Here is a 17,410-nt window from a genome sequence, read left to right as displayed (position 1 = left end):
GGATCAGAGGGCGCTGACGGAGAAGGTGTTGGTGTAATAGGCACAGAGGAAGAAGATGAAGGATCTGTAGGTACAGGGTCACTTGGATCAGAGGGCGCAGACGGAGCAGGTGTTGGTGTAATAGATGGAGGTAATGGAGTGGGAACAGGGTCTGTAGGTGTAGGATCTACCGGCGCAGAAGGTGAAGGTGGAATAGGTAAAATTGTAGAAGAATCTTGTTTAGGACTAATATAAATACCCTCGAGACGAAAATCCCAAAAGTCCCGATCTCCTGCAACTAATCTATTCATAGGATCTGCTTTTCCAAAAGAAGAACTTGGGCCATAAGCACGAAGACGATATTGATAAGGCAAACCATTTATTGCAGTATAATCGCCCATTAGTTTAAAAGAATCTTCACGCGCATATCCAGAAACTTGGATAAGTGAAATACTGTTGCTTCCTTCACCGCTTACTTCCTTTTCTGAAGTTTTGGAAAAATTTTCCATCACGAGCAGTGTAGTGCCGGAAACATCTCCATCGATCAAAATACGATCGGTTTTTTGAGAATCAAACAAACCATCATCATTCAAAAACGTACTGAGCTTAATCTGAACATTACCCTCCGCATTGTATGCCTCCTTGTATCGTTCATTCCCGATACGCAATGTTTGATAACCGCTGGATACATCCCGATTGAAAATAAATGTACTATCAGAAAGACTCACAGATGAAAGTGATGAATCTGTAAAAACAGAACCCTGCAAACCTTTATATTTGCTTTTTGTGAGATACCAAGTAGAACCACGCGTTAATTCTAATCTAGCAGTAGAAGTATCTTCAACGTGCACACCCCCTGTAAGGGAAGAAGCGCTTGCTTTAATAGATATAGAAGAGTTCTTTTCAGCTTTTAATAACAAATCACCAGAGATCTTTGTTGCTTCTGATAAATCAAGAGAAACACTAGCTCCATAACCGCCCTGCCCAGTAACATAAATAGCTGTACCATCTGGAACTGTGAAAGTTGTCTGTTTTAAACGAACAGATGCCTTTCCCATAGTGATTCTTGGCTCTTTTGAAACACCTTTTTGTCCATAATATTCGGCCACTGTGTTTGGATCTAATAGATTAAAATACAGACCATAAGCCCCCTTTCCCTGCACAGAAATATTTGAGCTCTCAATCTCAATATTTGTCTTCTTAAAAGCGTCTGATAGATCATAATTATGAATAGGCTGGCCTCTACTATTTACAAAAGCTGAAAAATTTTTAACCAAAAAGCCATGCATATCATTAAGCACAATAGAACTATTCCTCAATTGAACAGCGCCACCTTGAAATATGTCAAAAGCCTCTGGTAATTTATCGACACTTTCATTATCAACTATAGAAGTGTATTTTTTCCCTTTTCCCTCAATCGTCATGTTATCGAGAAGATATCTCCCCCCAAACTTTGTTGAAAACGCGCCAATCTCATTAAAAGTAACAGTGCTACCTGACATCCTAACAAATGCATTAAGACCACTTACAATCCCTATACCATTCGCATTCAAATTGTCTGGTTTAATCTCAACATTGACACGAACTAAAGCAACATTCGCCTCTTTCCCCGATGCATAAACAGCGTGCGAAGTTCCCTCAATCTTCCCGTCATTCATCTGAATAACTCCATTTAGAACACGAAGACCGGGGATATCCTTAAAATTTGAATCCGTTAGAATAAGCTTTCCGCCATCTTGTACGAATGCACCATATTGAGATATTTCATCTGAATTATCACCCGTAACAGTTATACGAGACGCATTAACAATTGTGCCTTGCTTTCCTACATATATAGCTGCAATAGGCGCAGCTTCCTGAGAATTTTTTAAGTAATAAACTTTATCTGCGAGAAAGTGTGTTTTTCTATCATCGCATCTATAAAATGGAGCCTCTGGATCACATAAACTTCCAGCAGCTTCAAGATGGAAAATTTGCAAAAAATAAAGAATAGCTGTTGTAAAAGTGCATAAAAATGTATGATTATAAAATACATTAACCATCATTATTCATTACTCATATTTATCAAAGAATAACAATCATATAATATATAGTATAAACTTCATAAAATAAATATACAATAAATAATTAATTTAGTGATTAATATAATGCTTATATACTTATATATAAATTATTCTATATTTTATGGATAACTAAAAATGATATTGTAATCTACCGGAAAAGCTCATTCCAGAAAACCCTGCTTTTGTCAGTCCATGCTGATAATTTATATCTCCATGAAGTACAAATTTCGAAGATAATTTGGCATTAAAACCGATCCCCGCTTCTAAAGAAGAACCAAAATCACCTAATTGGAAATCGTTTTTAAAAGAAACAAATTGCTTATCTTCAAAACTATGCAAATAAGAAAGCTTACTATAAAAAGAAATGGCACGTCCCTTTTCAGAAACATTAAGTGTCTTGCTTAAACGCCCACCAACACGCCCCACCCATTGATGAAATTTTCCTAAATCAACATCAATATTATCAACATCATGTGCCGGATTAAACTGAAGATGCTGATAAACAACCTGAATCTGCGGATCAAAAACAACACCTTTATACCCTGTTGCAAACGTTCTGCCACTTGTTAAAGAACCGCTAAACTGTTTACCCTTTAACGCTACAACCTTGCCCCGTGCTAGTGTCAAAACATCTCCCTTAAAAAGTCCATACGATAATACTCCATCGATATAAAAACCCGTATTATGCTGTAAACTTCCATAGGCTCCAACAGACCATTTATCAAATGCGCTTTTTTTGCTTTGTTCAACATCCTCTGGGGTTAGAGAAAGATTTCCATAATTCCCCAAAGCCCCAAAGAATGTACGACTGTATAAACTCTCAATCTCGTTTAACAAAACACCTGCTTCGAGTGCACTATAATTCAGCTCAGCGTTATAACCATATTCAAAAGCAGATAAATTGGAAGCATAATGATGACTACCACCATAAGCATGCAGAAAAAAGGCTGTCTTTTCATCATCCTTCCAAGAGGAATGAAAAGCATTCCGCATTGTCTCTACCGTCTTATTTTGCGTGGTCATATCCACTAAACCAGCATGAAATAAGGTATTTGGCAAAAGAAGATAAGTTGGCAATTGAGGAACAACAGCTCTAATTTGGAGATTAGACTGAACATTAAGCGACACAGGAAGATTAGACGAAGGTTCAACAGGGTCAGAAGATGTAGAAGGCTTTGGTTCAATAGGGGCAGAAGCAGGAGAAACAGAATCTGCAGATGAAGGTGATGCCGAAACAGAAGGTGTAACAGATGTCAATGATGTGGGAAGTGGATCAGGGGGAGAAGGTGGAGGATCAACAGGATCAGAAGATGTAGAAGAAGAAGGTGTGGCAGATGTCAATGACGTAGGAAGTGGGTCGGGGGGAGAAGGTGGAGGATCAGCAGGATCAGAAGATGTAGAAGAAGAAGGTGTGGCAGATGTCAATGACGTAGGAAGTGGATTGGGAGGCGGAGAATCTAAAGGATGAGATAATGAAAACGAAGCCAGTTTAATAAATGGACCATTATAAGTACCTATTCTAGAAGAAATATAGATACCTTCAAGACGGAAATCCCAAAAATCCCCCTCACCTTCCACTAATCTTTGCTTAGCATCCGCTTTTCCAAAGGGCGAATTCGGACCATAACCACGAATACGATATTGATAAGGAAAACCTTTCACTGTAGTATAACTATCATAACCATTGGCGAGTTGAAAAGAACCTGCCTGCGCTGTTCCAGCAACTTGAATAAGTGAAATGCTTTGATCTCTTCCTTCATGGACTTCTTTATTTGCAGCTTTTGGAAAATTTCGCACATGAATGAATGTCGTTCCCGAGACATCACCAGAAATCAATATACGATCGGTTTTTTGGGGATCAAACAAACCCTCATCACTCAAAAATGCACTCAACTTAATCTGAGCATTTCCCTCAGCACTGTAAACTTTTTTATCTTTTGATGCGAGAATTCTATCTCCTGCGCCTATATCCGGCCTTTTTCCAATGCGTAGCGTTTGATAACCATTCAATATATCTTCATCATAAAAGATCAGTGTACTATTGGAAAGACTTAGAGAAGAAAGAGATGAAACAGATTCCCGTAAACCATTGTATTTACTTTTAGTAAGATACCATGTTGAATAACGGGTTAACTCTAAATCAATAGTTGATTTATCGTCAACACGCGTCCCTCCTGTCAGAGAAGAAGAATTCGCTTTCACCAATAGAGAAGCGTTGTTTTCAGCTTTTAACAACAAATCACCAGAAATCTTTGTTTCATCAGATAATTCAAGAATACCTTCAGCCCTATAGCCTCTATTTCCCTTCGCATAAATCGCAATACCATCTGGAACTGTCATATTTGTCTGTGATAAATAAACAAATGCCTTCCCCGTGAGAACTTTTTGGGTTTCTAAAACTTTTTCATCATCTCGTTGCCTAGTCATCTTAGCAAGCTCTTCTGGAGCTAAAACATTAAAATACAGACCATGTACTCCCTCCCCTTTCACAGAAATATCGTTTTTTTCTATCTTAATACTTGTATTCTTAAAGCCATCTGGCGAAACATACTTTTGAATTAATTTGCCATTGTTTTCTACATAACCTGAAAAATTTTTAATCAAGAATGCGTGCATATTGTTAAGATGAATAAAACCTTTTTTCAAATAAACATCACCTCCTTGAAAAACCTCAAAAGCTTCCGGCAATACCCCCATAGCGCCATCACCATCTGTTCTAGCTTCCTCCCTCCTTCCTTGCCCCGTAATACACATAGTATCAAGAATATAGCGCCCCCCAAACCGAGTTGAAAATGAGCCAATCTTATTAAAATTAACGGTACCTTCTGACATTCTAACCATTGCATCAAAACCACTCATAATACCGATCCCTTTTACCTTCAAATTATCTGGCTCAATATCGATATTCACACTCTCTAAAGCAATATCCGTTTCTTTCCCCCATGCATAAATAGCATGTGAAGCACCCTTAATTTCCCCTACTGTCATGCTAATAACTGCATTTTGAGCACGAAGAGCAGGTATGTCCTTGAAATCTGCAAATGTTAGATTAAGTTTTCCACCATTTCTTACATACGCCCCATAGGCAGATATTTTATCTGGATTATCGCCATAAACTGTTATCTGAGAGGCATTAACAACAGTGCCTACTTTTTCTACATATATAGCTGCAATAGGCGCAACCTCCTGAGAATTTTTTAAGTAATAAACTTTATTTGCGAGAAAGTGTGTTTTTCTATCATCGCATTTATAAAATGCCTCTCCTGCATCACTTGAAGATCCTGCAGCACTAACATAAGCAACCTGAAAAAAATAAAGAATAGCTGTTGTAAAATTGTATAAAAATGCATGTTCGTAAAATACATTTATCACCATTCTTCCTTACCCCTATTTATTAACGAAGAACAATCACATAATGTATATTATAAACTTATTAAAATAAATATACGATAAATATTTAACTTAATTATTAATATAACACTTATATACTTATATATAAATTATTCTATATTTCATGGATAACTAAAAAAGATATTGTAATCTACCGGAAAAGCTCATTCCAGAAAACCCTGCTTTTGTCAGTCCATGCTGATAATTTATATCTCCATGAAGTACAAATTTCGAAGATAATTTGGCATTAAAACCGAGCCCCGCTTCTAAAGAAGAACCAAAATCACCTAACTGGAAATCATTTTTAAATGAAACAAACTGTCTATCTCCAAAACTACGCATAAGATAAAGCTTACCATAGAAAGAAATAACACGCCCCTCTTCAAAGGGCGCAAGAAACTTAGTTAAACGCCCACCAGCACGTGCCGTCCATTGATTAAATTTTCCCATATCAACATCAAGACTATCAACATCACGCACACCATCAAACTGAAGATGCTGATAAATAAGCTGAAGCTGTGGATCAAAAACAAAACCATTACGCCCTATTGCAAATGTTTTACCACTGGTTAAAGAAGCACTTGACTGTTTACCTTTTAATGTTGCGACCTTACCCCGTGCAAGAGTGAAAACATCACCCCTAAACAAGCCGTAAGATAACAACCCATCCATATAAAAACCCGCATCATGTTGCAGACTTCCATAAGCAGCAACGGACCATTTATCAAATGGACTCTTTTTGCTCTGTTCAACATTTAGAGGATGGAGAGAGAGGTTTCCATAAGTTCCCATCACCCCAAACAATGAGCAACTCTCTGAACTCTCAATTTCTTTCAATAAAACGCCTGCTTCCAGTGCACTATAATCGAGTTCGGCTCCATAGCCATATTCAAAAGCAGAAAGATTTGAAGCATAGTGATAGCTTCCACCATAACCACGGATAAAAAATGCTGGATTTTCATCACTCTTCAAAGAACCTCGAGAAGAGCTTCGTATTGCCTTCAATTTTTTATTTTGAGAGACAAGATCCATCAAGCGGGTATGGAATAAAGCATTTGGTAAAAGGAGATAAGTTGGTAACTGTGGAACAACCGCTCTAATTCTTGGCTCGGACTGAATATCAAGCCTAACAGGAACAAACACAACTGGTGTAGGTTCAACTGGAACAGGCGGAGTGGGAACAGGATCTGTAGGTATAGGATCACTTGGATCAGAAAGCTCAAACGGAGTAGGTGTTGGTGTAACAACTGCAACTGGAGAGGAAGAAGCTGAAGGATCTGTAGGCGTAGGTAATGGAGTGGGCACAGAACCTGTAGATGAAGGATCACCTAACTCAGAGGGCGTAGACGGAGAAGAGGCAGGTATAACGGCTGGAGATAGAGGAGTGGGTGCCGAATCTTTAGATGAAGATTCTACTGACTTAGATAACACAGATGCAGAAGGCTCAGAACTAACAGAAGTAGATGGCACAGACAACTCAAATGGAGAAGACGTAACCGGAGAAGATAGCTCCAGCACAGTTTCTACAGGGAAAGATCTAACTAAATCAGACGGAGATGCAGGCATCGATTGTTTAGGTAAAGTTTCAACTGAAACAGAAGGAGATGGTATAGGCTTAAAGTCAACAGGAGCAGATGGCACAGGCGACTCGGACGAAGGAGGTGTAGAGTAAACGGTTGGAACAGGTGTAGAAATACCCTCCGTAGAAGAAAGCTCGGTTGAAAAAGACGACTCATCTGAAGAAGCCGTAGGTGGAGCAGACGGCATAGGTGGTTCAGGCATGGGAGCCAAAGAAGGAGATGTAACTGAATCAGATGGTGCAGATATGGATTCTATATGAGAAGTTTCAACTGTATTAGCAGAAGGAGTAAAGATAGAATCCGTAAAGGAATTTTCAACTGGAGAAGATAGCTCCAACACAGGTTCTACAGCAAAAGATCTAGCTAAATCAGACGGCGATGCAGACATAGATTGTTTAGGTAAAATTTTAACTGAAGTAGAAGGAGATGGTATAGGCTTAAAGTCAACAGAAGCAGATGGCACAGGCGACTCGGACGAAGGAGGTGTAGAGGAAACGGTTGGAACAGGTGTAGAAATACCCTCCGTAGAAGAAAGCTCTGTTGAAAAAGACAACTCATCTGAAGAAACCGTAGGTGGAGCAGACGGCATAGGTGGTTCAGGCATAGGAGCCAGAGGAGGAGGTGTAACTGAATCAGATGGTGTAGGTATAGATTCTATATGCGAAGTTTCAACTGTATCAGTAGAAAGCAATGGTACAGATGTAGAATCGAAAGGAGGAGAAGACGGTAAAGATACTTCAACAAAAGGAGGCGTAGATGGAGTGGAAGTAAGATCCGTATGAACAGGTTCAATAGTCTTAGTTTCAGAAGAATCAACTTTGGAACTCACATAAATACCTTCAAGGCGAAAATCCCAAAAGTCTCCATTGCCTGCAACTAATCTATTCTTGGGATCTGCTTTTCCAGAAGAAGAACTTGGACCATAAGCACGAAGATGGTATTGATAAGGAAAACTACCTATTGTAACATACCCACTGGCAAGTTGAAAAGAATCTTCACACGCGTACCCAGAAACTTGAACAAGTGAAACACTTTCACTTCCTTTATCACGGACTTCTTTTTTTGATTTTTCGGAAAAACCTTCCACTTGGAGAAATGTAGTCTCCCCCGAGACATCACCATAAATCAAAATACGATCAACTTTTTGAGTATCAAATAAACCATCGTCATTCAAAAATGCACCGAGCTTAATCCGAGAATTACCCTGTGCACTATATGCATCCTTATGGACTAGTCCGTATAATGCTATCAACTCACCTTGTTTACTTATATCATCTATATCATCTATAATCGTTTTTTTTCCAATGCGCAGTGTTTGATAATTATTGGATATACTATTAAAAATAATAGTACTGTCTGAAAGACTTATATATGAGACGGATGTATCTATAGAAATACCTTCTTGTGAATCTTCGTTTTTACTTTGGATGAGATAATATTTACTTTGGGTAAGATACCATGTCGAGCCACGCGTTAACTCTAAATCAACAGTAGATGTATCTTCAACACGAATATCTCCTGTAAGCGTAGTGTCCCTAGCTTTTACGGTTATAAAGGAGTCGTATTGAGCTTTAAATAACAAATCACCAGAGATTCTGGTTCCTTCCGATAATTCAAGAGTAGCTTCAGCTCCCAAACCTTCAGTCCCCGTAGCATAAATAGCAATACCATCTGGAACTGTAAGAGACGTCTTTGACAAATAAACTGATGCAGTTCCCAGAACAATTTTTTCTGTTTCTGAACGTTTTTTATCATCTATATTCAACATATCAGCCCATCGATCTGAATCTAATGTATCAAAGTACAGACCATGTACCCCCATCCCATGCACAGAAATATTTGATCTCTCAATATTAATATTTGTTTTCTTAAATTCATCTGATGAATCATAACTCTGAATTAGCTTGCCATTTTTATAGGCATAACCTAAAAAATTTGTAATCAAGAAGCCATGCATATCAGTAAGCAGAATAGAACTATCCCTCAAATGAACAGCTCCCCCTTGAGATATGTCAAAAGCTTCTGGTAATTTATCAACACTTTCATTATCAACTATAGCAGTGTATTTTTCTCCTTTTCCCTCAACCATCATGGTATCGAGAAGATACTTCCCCCCAAATTTTGTTGAAAATGCGCCAATCTCATTAAAAGTAACGGTACCACCTGACATCCTAACAAATGCATCAAGACCACTTACAATCCCTATACCCTTTACATTCAAATTGTCTGGCTTAATCTCAACATTTACACGAACTAAAGCTATATCCGTCTTTTTCCCCGATGCATAAATAGCGTGTGAAGTTCCCTCAATCTTCCCGTCGTTCATTTGAATAACTCCATTGAGAGCACGAAGACCGGGGATATTCTTAAAATTTGAATCCGTTAGAACAAGCTTTCCGCTATCTTGTACGAATGCACCATATTGAGATATTTCATCTGGATTACTACCCGTAACAGTTATACGAGACGCATTAACAATTGTGCCTTGCTTTCCTACATATATAGCAGAAACCGATTTACCTTTAGAAGCGTTTAGAAAATCATAGGTTTTATTTTTGATTACGTGCTTCTTACCATCACTGCATGTATAAAACTGAGCCTCTGAATCACACGAAACTCTAGAAGCGTTAGAATTCGCACTAACAACCACGATTGGAAAAAAAGAAACAGCAGCTGTTGTAAGAGTATATAAAAACTTATAACTTTTAAATATATTAGCCATAACTCTATTACAACCTCTCCCCCCTTATATAAAAGAAGATAACACCTGCAATAACGCTAAGTTAAACATTCGAAAAATGAGAAGTATAAAACTTAAATATTCGTTTTATACTTCATACAAAATTCTATAATTGTGTAAAACTTATCTTATAATTTATGGTTATCTAAAAATGGTAGCGAAGACCCCCAGAAAAACCAGCCTTGGTAAGCTTGTGCTGATAAGTCACATCTCCATGCAAAGCAAACTTTGAAGACAATTGAGCATTAACACCCAATCCAGCTTCTAGAGAAGAACCAAAAGCCCCTAACTGGAAAGAATCTTTAAAGCGCACAGCTCTTTCTTTGCCAAAATCATGGGCAAAATGAATCTTTCCATAGAAAGAAACATCACGATCTTTTTCAGGTGCAGTCAGAGTCTTTATCAAATGACCACCCATACGCACCATCAATTGATCAAGTTTATCCATCTCAATATTAAAATTATCAATATCACGAACCTCATTAAATTGAAGATGTTGATAAACAACCTGAACCTGTGGATCAAAAACAACACCTTCATATCCTGTGGCAATTTTCTGACCACCCATTAAGGAAACACTTAAAGGGTTACCCTTCAATGTTGCAGTCTTACCCCGAGCAGTTGTCAGAACATCTCCCTTAAACAGACCATAGGATAAAAGACCATCAACATAGAATCCTGCATCATGCTGCATACTGCCATAGACTGTAGCAGTCCATTTATCAAATGTACTTTTTTGGCTTTGTGCAACATCTCGAGGCTGTAGAGAAAGCTTTCCATAAGACCCCATAACCCCAAAGGATATAGCACTGTCAACATTTTCAATTTTTTGTAGCAAAACACCTGTCTCTAGCGCATAGTATCCTAGATCCCCCCCATAGCCATATTCAAGCGCAGATAAATCTGAAACATAACGATAACTCCCACCATAACCACGCAAAAATGAAGCAGGATTTTCACGAATTTCCAACATCCCACTAGGATTATTCCGTACTCTCTCCAACTGCTTGTTTTGATTGCTAATATCTATCAAACCTACATGGAATAAACTATTTGGCAAAAGCAGATAAGTTGGTACCTGAGGAACAACAGATCTTACACCTCGTCGAGACGGAGAAACATTTTCAATTTTAGAAAGACTATCCACAGAAGGCGCTGGAACAACATCCGCAAAAGAAACATGTGCAGGAAGTATAGGTTTAGAAGCCACATCAGAAGCCATAGAAGTATGTCTATAATCAGCAGATCTTTGAATATCCGGACTTTCTAGGCGAAAATCCCAAAAATCTCCTTCACCTTCGACAAGCCTTTGAACAGAATTCGCTTTTCCTAAATGAGATCTTGGACCATAAGCATAGAGCTTATACTGATAAGGCAATCCCTTCAATGCAATATAATCACCATCCAACTGAAAAGAACCTTCCTCTGCTTTTCCAGAAACCTGAATGATAGAAATACCCTGGTTATTTCCACCACTCCCCGTTTTTCCTCCTGGACTTCCTGAAACGCTTTTCACATGTATTATCGTTTTTCCTTCAATATCACCATAAATCAAAAGCCTATCAGTTTTTTGATTTCTAATAGTTCCCCCTTTATTTACATATGTATTAAGATAAATATGCGCATCACCCTGCGCTTTATAAACAACACCTTCTCCTTTTCCAATACGAAGTGTCTGATAATCACTCGTTGTATTATCTGTGGGGCTCTCAAAAACAATAGAACTATCAATAAGATGGATCAACGAACTCGATGAGTCACCTATAGAATCAAAGCTTCGTAAATTTTTATTTTTTGGTTGTGATAAAGTCCATTTTGAACCACTTTCTAACAGAAACTCAGCAGAAGAACTTTCATCAATATGCACTCCCCCGACAAGCACAGAATCATTAGCTGAAACCTTTACTAAAGAGCCTCCTTCAGCCTTCAACAATAAATCTCCAGAAATTTCAGATTTTTCTAAAAGTCTAATAAGACCACCGGATTTGTTGCTATAAATAGCTGTACTATATGGAACTTTAAAAGAAGTATTTCCCAAAAATACCTCCCCTCGCATAGGTAAATTCGTCTTTGGCAAACTTCCAAATAAATCTTTCTCCCCCATAAAAATATAGGACTCCTTTTTTACAGAAGCGCTTTCTGTTTGCTTTTTTCCAGCTTTTTCGCCTTCCAAAAAGCGTATGCCATAAGACACATCACTATTTACGGAAACGTTAGAATGTACAATATCAACCCAACCTCCCTTTCCCAACAATGATATACCGTGGGCATTAGCAACCTTAACGTTACTTGCCCCGTAATAAATAGAACCACCTTCTTGGGTCATCTGAAAAGCTGAGTCTTGTTCATGATTGTCTAAATCTATCTCCTGAATACCATTATCGATAATATAAACACCCCATAATCCAACTTTTCCCCATTCTCCAGTATGAACTCCCATACCACGAGACAAATGAATTCCTCCACTTCCTATCTCAACATTTCCATAATTATCCGCCTTTATACCATACTTCCAAAAGTTTTTTTTCAAATCAGTATTTTTATCCGAAATATCAGTAATAAATATATTTTGCCCATCCACCAATGTCCCTGTTCCAGATACTTCTATGGCCGCCTCTTTAACTTGATTTTCATCAGTTTTCTGATAGTTTTTATCATGAATTACATGCCTCTTACCATCACCGCACCGAAAAGGTATAACATTTTCAGAACAAACGACATGTTCAAAATAAATTGCATACACATCAACATTATGTGTCAAAAAAAGAAGTGTTGTCGTGAACGTACATAAGGAGAAGCGATTTTTAAATAAACTGACCATAATTACACCATAATTATGCCCCATTATAGAGCAATACATAACGTATCAAGAGGTTTAGCCATAAATTTAATACGTTTTGGTTTAAAGGTAGTGGGTTTATTAGTATTTTTTGTGTTTTATGTAAATATGGAATTAAAAAATTACTCAAAAGTACAATCTAAATCTGTCGCTTTTACAAAAAAATTGCAAAGATATAGCTGAAGAACGGCAGCAAGATCACCTTCAAAGTTGTTATTCAAAAATAGCTTTAATCGGTTGACATGCATTGAAAACACTTACTTTAACTACTATCTAATCACCCCCAGAACGGGTATAATCAACATCCTTACGATAGATTTTATATTGAAACAATATGTGCTTTGTAAGCAGATAAAACATATGCCAAAATTGAGAAACAAGAATTTACATATGCCTTTTTAGGCAATCTTCATGGCAAGACAGCTTCATAAAGAATAGGAACGTGTAAAAATCAGTTCCTATTTTTACTATCTCCTTTTAATTCAACTTGACAACATCAAAAGCATTTAGAGCCGTATTAAAAAATAAAGATTATACATGACTTCATCCTCGTATTTATCGCATTCCTTTTAGAAAACACATTTTCCAAAACAATATCATTATGTTTCTCATTCATTTATTTTCTCAAATATCTTTCATTTTTTTCACCCCCATTTCACAACGACAGCGGATATAATATAAAGTTCATCGGATACAGCCCTCATTGCGCCTGAGTAGCATCTTTGTCTTTGCCAATTTCCTCTTAACATAATTCTCAAAATTATATTGACTCCTTTCTTAAACGATTATCCACTTGCCAATCTTACATATAATAGACAAAGGAATGCTTTTTATGGATTCATCATAAGAGCATTGAAAATATTTCAGCGCCCTAAATTAAAAAATATCTTTATAAATCAAAATATTATAAATAATATAACAATCACTCTGAAATACGCGTTTTGAAACAATAACGTACAAACTCTTCAGACTTTTCAAAAAAAAATGAAAGAAGTCCAACCTAAAAGCATATTAAAGATATGCAAAATCACACTCTCGTAAAAATGCTATAACACAAGATGAATAGATAATGAGAAAAAGCCACAAGGATAACTTGTGGCTTTTTCAAAGATTAACCAAAAACAGCAACAAAACTAGAAATGATAACGCAAACCACCAGAGAAACTAGTTCCAGAAAAACCAGCTTTCGTTAGCTTGTGCTGATAAACCAAATCGCTGTAAAGCGCAAAGTTTTGAGACAACTGGGCATTAAAACCTAATCCAGTTTCTAACGAAGAACCAAAAGAGCCTAGCTGAAAAGCATCTTTAAAATGCATAAATTGTTTTCCTTCAAAACCGTGAGCAAGATGAAGCTTGCCATAGAAAGAAACAACTTGAGCCTTATCAGTTGCGACCAGCCTCTTCGTTAAACGCCCCCCAACACGCCCTATCCACTGATGAAGCTTTCCCAGCTCAATATCAAAGCCATCCACATCGCGCACTTTATTAAATTGAAGATATTGATAAACAACTTGAACTTGCGGATCAAAAACGAAACCGTTCTCCCCCACCATAAACGTTTTACCAGCAATCAATGAAGCACTTAAAGGATTTCCCTTTAATGTTGCCGTCTTGCCACGTGCTGTTGTTAGAACATCACCTTTAAACAAACCGTGAGACACAAGACCATCAACGTAAAAACCCGCATCATGCTGCATACCACCGTATGCTGTAACTGACCATTTATCAAATGTACTTTTTTGACTCTGCTCAACATTCAAAGGTTGCAAAGAAAATCTCTCGTAGGCCCCGATAATTCCAAAAGAAGTGGAACCATACATATTTTCGATTGCTTTCAGCAAAACGCCTGCCTCTATGGCATTATAACCAAGCTCGCCGCCATAACCATATTCAAGCGCGGAAAGATTTGAAGTATAACGATGATTGCCGCCATAACCGCTCACAAAAAAGAGAGGTTTTTCACGACTTTCTAATAAGCCCCCAGAAGCAATTCGCAAAGATTCTAATCGCTTATTTTGATTGTTAACATTCATCAAACCAATATGACGTAAAGCATTAGGCAAAAGGAGATAAGTCGGAACCTGCGGAACAACAGCCTTAACGCCTGGCTTAGGACGAGGATGAGGCTCCGGAGCTGGTTCTGGAGAGGGTGTTGGACGAGGATCTGGCTTAGGTTTAACATCAGAATCTATAGATCTACTTTCAAGGCGGAAATCCCAAAAATCTCCGCTCCCTTCCACTAATCTTTGATCCATGCTTGCTTTTCCAAAATTAGATTCTGGACCATAACTATAAAGCTTATACTGATAAGGTAATTCGTTTAACGCTACATAACCACCGTCCAACTGAAAAGAATCCTGCTTTGCTTGTCCAGAAACCTGAATGATTGAAATACCTTCATCATTTCCCCCCCTTCCTGTATATCCTCCTAGATTTCCTGAAACTCCACGCACCTGGAGCTTTGTTTTTCCCGAAACATCACCATGAATTAAAACACGATCAGTCTTTTGATGATCAAGAGCACCACCACTATTCAAGTATGTATTAAGGGAAATAGAGGCACCGTCCCGTGCTCTATAAACTTCACCCTTTCCCTTTCCAATACGAAGAGTTTGATAATCATCAGCAGAAGAAGATTCATGTCTTTTAAAATTAATAGAGCTCTCACCCATAAGACTAACGAGTGAAATAGAAGAATCATGAGCAGCATCATGTTGATCTTTTTGCAACGGTTGTTGTAAAATCCATTTAGAACGGCCTCCCAAATAAAGTTCGGCATTAGAATTTTTATCAACATGTGTGCGACCTTCAAGAGTAGAAGCATCAGCCAAAACTGTTATAGAAGCACCTTCCTCAGCTTTTAATAAAAAATTCCCTGAACGAAGAGTGCTGTGCACCAACCCCACCGCACCAGAAATAATGTTTCTACCATAAAGAGCCGCATCGTCTAAAACAGAAAACTCTGTTTTATCCAAATTAACAACTTCTAATCGTGGTAAAGCTTTTTCTTCCTCTGATGAAATTTCTTCTTTTTTATCCCCACCTTCACTCCATGGCTTCTCTCCCCGCAAATAGATACCATAAGATCCCTTACCCTTTACAGTAACAGAAGAGGATTTCATATTAACTTCAGTCACAGGAATCTTTGAACCAGAATCTTCATTTGATAAATCTTTAACTTCCTGCAGAGGAATAGAATCGACTGTATTTTCTAATAATATGCCATGGACACCCCCACCAGTACTAACAATAGTACCCTTTAAATTAACAGCCCCCCCTAAATCCGTATGCACAACCGCACGATCCTTACCTTTGTCACCCTTCCCAGTAATTTTAACATTCTCGAGATTTACCTCCCCACCTAACATCGAAGAAATCCCATGGCTGTTCATAAAATCAACTGATCCACCTGACATCCAAATTTCTGAATGATCATAACTTAAAAGACTTGCATTCCCATTAGCAGTCTTAATTTCTGTATTTTCTAAAAGAACAAACGAGTTCTCTGTTGCATCAACACCCTCATGGCTCTCCACAATCTTTCCATTTTTTACCTCAATCACTCCATTACTCGCACGAAGGGCTATAACTGTATTTTTGATAATCGGATCTTTCAAAACAATCTTACCGTTCTCTAATACATGTACCCCCACTAGAAAAGTTTTATCAGCAACTTGACTACTAACCATTACCTCCTCCCCACTAACCCTTGTGCCTATTCCTTTCACCGTTATAGCACTAGGATCATCAGGATAGTTGGAAACATTCTTATTTGTAATCCTATAAGATTTATTATCAATTTTGGATTCCCCACAATTATCGCATATATAATACAACCCATTATAGTAATAAAACCCAGGATTCACACCTCTTCCATCAGAGTCTGCATCTTTAACAGAGTTATCTACATTACCCGTATGCCCAATCTCTCCATCCACTCCACTCAGCTTACGATAATCGCTCCCCCCACGAATACCCTCATCGTTATTGCGAACAGGAATCATATTAGGAGGATAATAATTCCTCCCCCCACTTTCTCCACTAAGGGGAGGCTTATACGCATTACTTCCACCAAGATGAGAAGAAGGATTAGCAGAGACAACTGGAATAACCTTTATAACATAAGGTTTACCGACCTCCTCTGTAGCGGCATAAACTTCTCTTCCATTTTGGAGCAAAGAGAGGATAGCTGTCGTACAAGCACATAAACACACATGATTTCTAAAAACTTTAATCATAGTTCCCTCGAAACTTTCCTTCCCCTCTCATTAAAAACAAAAGCACTTACAAAACACCTCATTGCACACCTCAAAAATACGAAAAGTGTAACAAAAAGAACATGCCTCATGCTCATCTGAACTGTGCAATGAATTATCCCAATAAATTTGGCAAAAGCTCTACGCCAAAACCACCTATAAGAGAATAGTTACAAAACACACTCTATGAGTGTATAATGCATTCTGTATTTCGTGTAAAGAAAAAATAAAACCAGTGCGTGTAATTAATTAAAAACACAATCAAACCTTATGAACTTTAAAAAATTAATCCACAAGGAGATGAATGAAACAATGACTTAAATCAGTAGAAAACAAACGCTCAAAAACGAGCTTTAGAAAACATCAAATATTATATTAGATAATATCAATACAGTACCAAAAAGGATAACGTAACGCATAGCGGTCTGCTGAACGCTTAAAAAGCCGATGAAAGCAAAGCACTCTATCGCATCAGTAGCAGCATAAATTTTAAGAAAATTAGCTTTAGAGGAGAAAAGTGCTCCCATGCATAAAACAAACTATGTCTTTTTTGCTTAATAAAG

At 37.7% G+C, this 17,410-nt stretch carries 4 protein-coding genes and 1 pseudogene; all 5 read right to left on the bottom strand.

Features of this window, described 5'->3' with window-relative positions; genetic code table 11:
• Positions 1 to 2,024 (bottom strand): annotated as a pseudogene (locus ACFIJP_RS07235) (autotransporter outer membrane beta-barrel domain-containing protein); the annotation flags it as partial.
• Between the two features lie 147 nt (positions 2,025 to 2,171).
• A complete protein-coding gene (locus ACFIJP_RS07230) occupies positions 2,172 to 5,417 on the bottom strand; it encodes an autotransporter outer membrane beta-barrel domain-containing protein (RefSeq protein WP_375626611.1) in 3,246 nt (1,081 codons plus the stop codon).
• 147 nt (positions 5,418 to 5,564) lie between these two features.
• Positions 5,565 to 9,734 (bottom strand): autotransporter outer membrane beta-barrel domain-containing protein, encoded by a 4,170-nt coding sequence (locus ACFIJP_RS07225; protein ID WP_375626609.1) that lies wholly within the window; start codon positions 9,732 to 9,734, stop codon positions 5,565 to 5,567.
• A 163-nt stretch (positions 9,735 to 9,897) separates the two neighbouring features.
• A complete protein-coding gene (locus ACFIJP_RS07220) occupies positions 9,898 to 12,573 on the bottom strand; it encodes an autotransporter outer membrane beta-barrel domain-containing protein (protein ID WP_375626607.1) in 2,676 nt (891 codons plus the stop codon).
• 1,151 nt (positions 12,574 to 13,724) lie between these two features.
• Positions 13,725 to 16,829, bottom strand: coding sequence for an autotransporter outer membrane beta-barrel domain-containing protein (locus ACFIJP_RS07215; RefSeq protein ID WP_375626605.1), 3,105 nt, complete (start codon positions 16,827 to 16,829; stop codon positions 13,725 to 13,727).
• Between the last annotated feature and the right edge of the window lie 581 nt (positions 16,830 to 17,410).

It is taken from the genome of Bartonella sp. MU37NMGALS (assembly GCF_042194015.1).
GTDB lineage: Bacteria > Pseudomonadota > Alphaproteobacteria > Rhizobiales > Rhizobiaceae > Bartonella > Bartonella grahamii.
The sequence above is the reverse complement of the archived record's forward strand: the minus strand, read 5'-3'. Positions and strand labels throughout refer to the sequence as shown.